Annotated in this window: 4 protein-coding genes; 1 reads left to right on the forward strand and 3 read right to left on the reverse strand. The window is 64.6% G+C overall.

What is annotated here, in order from left to right:
- A partial coding sequence (locus tag JHD07_RS11795) for an acyl-CoA desaturase (RefSeq protein WP_291622159.1) occupies window positions 1-659 on the forward strand: 659 nt, incomplete at its 5' end.
- A 120-nt stretch (window positions 660-779) separates the two neighbouring features.
- Here the strand turns inward: JHD07_RS11795 and JHD07_RS11800 are convergent.
- The 3 genes from JHD07_RS11800 to JHD07_RS11810 form a co-directional block, all read right to left on the reverse strand.
- Entirely contained in the window at window positions 780-1,271 is a 492-nt protein-coding gene (locus JHD07_RS11800) for a DUF2852 domain-containing protein (protein WP_291622161.1), read from the reverse strand.
- 121 nt (window positions 1,272-1,392) lie between these two features.
- Window positions 1,393-2,133 carry a TetR/AcrR family transcriptional regulator gene (locus JHD07_RS11805; RefSeq protein WP_291622163.1) on the reverse strand — a complete coding sequence of 247 codons (741 nt, stop codon included), beginning with the start codon at window positions 2,131-2,133 and terminating at the stop codon, window positions 1,393-1,395.
- 130 nt (window positions 2,134-2,263) lie between these two features.
- Window positions 2,264-2,629: a hypothetical protein gene (locus JHD07_RS11810; RefSeq protein WP_291622165.1), complete on the reverse strand. Its 366-nt coding sequence runs from the start codon at window positions 2,627-2,629 to the stop codon at window positions 2,264-2,266.
- Window positions 2,630-2,646 lie beyond the last annotated feature (17 nt).

Raw genomic sequence — 2,646 nt, forward strand, 5'->3', positions numbered from 1 at the left:
TGATCGCAGGATGGTCGGGTCTCGTCGTCGGCTTTCTCTGGAGCACGGTGCTGCTCTATCACGCGACCTTCTGCATCAACTCGCTCGCCCATGTGCATGGGCGCAAGCGCTACGTGACCGGCGATGATTCCCGCAACAACTGGCTGCTGGCGTTGTTCACGCTGGGTGAAGGCTGGCACAACAATCACCACGCCTACCAGAGCAGCGTGCGACAGGGCTTTCGCTGGTGGGAGGTCGACGTGACCTATTACATCCTGACGCTGCTGTCGTGGATCGGCGTGGTCTGGAACATGAAGGCACCGCCCGAACAGGTGCTGCGCAACGAGCAGCCGCTCGGCGCGCGGGTCATCCAGCGGGCGGCCCGCGAGCTCGCCGGACGGTTCGATGCGCAGACCCTGGCGCATGCGATCTCGTCGGCCCGCCGCCGGGCCGATCTCGCCCAGTTGCAGCTGCCGACGCTGCACGACATCCTCAATCGCGCGCATGAAGGTGTCGACGCGCTGACGCATCTGCATCTGCCGAAGATCCCGACACGCGAGGAGTTTCTCGCGGAGGCCAAGGCGATGTTCGCGCGAACCCGATCGCTCAACGAGATCGTGGACCACGCCTACGAATACTTCCTGGCCTCGGTTCGCGCGCAGCTCGCGGCGGTGCGCTGAACCTCGACCGTTTCCCCAAAACCAAACCGCCCGCCTGCGGGTTACGCAAGCGGGCGGCTCGGGGCCATCAGGACTTTGGGGGCATGCGCCTGAAGGCTTTGAGATGTGCGAACCGTCAGGTCAGCCCTGCTGCTGGTCGGTCGGCGGCGGGGTCGGACGCGTCTTGTGCTGCGCCATGAACTGGTCGAACTCTTCCTTGTCCTTGGCGTGACGCAGACGGTCGAGGAAGTTCTTGAACTCGACCTGCTCTTCCTCGAGCCGGCGCAGCGTTTCAGAGCGGTACTCGTCGAAGGCGCGGTTGCCGGATGACGACGGGCCGAAGCCAAAGCCGAAGCCGCGGCGCTCCATGCGGTCGCGCATGCGATCCATCTTGTACTGCATCTTCTCCATCTTGTTCTGCCAGCGATCCGGGTGGCTCCAGCACGACATTCTTCTGCTCCCGAGTGTGAAAAAGAGAAGGGCAAGTCCGATCGGCCACCAGATGATGAAGCCGAGGATGGTCACGGCGATCCAGCCCGGATGCCAAGGCGTATCGAGCATCCGGGGACGCTCGTAGTGTTGGTTTTGGTCCGAAGGGCCGCGCCAGCGATTGACGTCAGCGGTGTAGGCCATTTCCCATCTCCATCACGGCACCAGCGCCGTTGTGAATGTAAATAACATTTACATAGCTAGACCATCGCGTGATTTTGTCAAGCCGGCCGCCAGACACGCCCGCGTGATTATTTGCGGAATTTCATTTCGGCTTGCCCCAGGGACTGCCGGGCGGCAGTCCTGAACCGGAGGAGCCCTCCGGCGGCACAGGCGGCGGCCCGGCGCTATGTCCCGCCGGACGACGGTCGGTCGGAAAACCGAGGCCGCGCAGATAAATCAGCACCTCGGCCTCGAGCAGTTCGTCCGGCGACATCGGCAGTTTTCGTCGGGCGGCGTCGCCGCGGGAGAATAGCGAGGCGACGCCATGCGCCATCGACCAGATGTGCAGCGCCATCATCATTGCCGGCGGCCGCGGAGTGCCGGGAGGCGTCAGCGCCGCGAGCCGCTCGGCCGCGGCGCGAATGATGTTGAAGGCCCGCTCGCTCGCGGCCTGGAGTGCGGCATTGGCATCGACCGGCACCCCCGATTCGAACATCGCGTTGTAGAACGCAGGCTCCTCGCGGGCGAAGGCGAGATAGGCCTTGCCGACCCGTTCGAACGCGGTGACCGTATCAGGACGTCCGTCGTCCCAGGCCGCAGCGAGGCGCGCCTCGAATTGCTCGAAACCGCGCTGCGCGATCGAGGACAGCAGCTCGTCGCGATCGCGAAAATGCCGGTAAGGCGCCGCCGCGCTGACGCCGGCCATGCGCGCGGCGTCGGCAAAGGTGAAGCCGGCCGCGCCCTTCTCGGCGATCAGCCCGAGAGCGGCCTGCAGCAGCGCTTCCTTCAGATTGCCGTGGTGATAGCCGCGCTCGGCGCGGCCCTGCTCTTTGCGCCAGCTCATGTGAACGAGCTTTACATGAGCCGGGCGCGAAGGTCACTAGCGGGAATCGGGTGTGATTAACCCGTACGTCCCCCCAGTCTTCCGGGTTCGGTCCTGCGGACCGCCCCGGAATGACGGCTACCCCCTGATGCTACATCTGCGGGATTGGGAGGACCGGCATCACTTCGATCGCCTCGCCCGGGAAGATCGCAAAATGCGGGTGGTTCTCGAACAGCTTTGCAGCGTCCTCCTGCGAAGCGGCCCGCACCACCGTGAACCCGGTCAATGCATTGCTGATCTCGGTGATGCCCTTGGCGTCGATCCTGCGGGTCTTGCCGAGCGGGCCGCCCATCTCGACGATCACATCCTTGTGCTTCTCGACCCAGCCATGCCAGGCGGCCATGCCCTCCTGTTCCTTCGCCTTCCGTTCGGCCTCGGGCAGCGCGCGCCAAGCTGCCATTTTCGAGCCGCTCGTGCTGCCGAGATAGACGGCCAGGAATTTGTGGTCGGTGCTCATCGGTCTCTCCCTCGTTG

This window comes from Bradyrhizobium sp., assembly GCF_016462955.1.
In the GTDB taxonomy this organism is placed as follows: Bacteria; Pseudomonadota; Alphaproteobacteria; order Rhizobiales; family Xanthobacteraceae; genus Bradyrhizobium.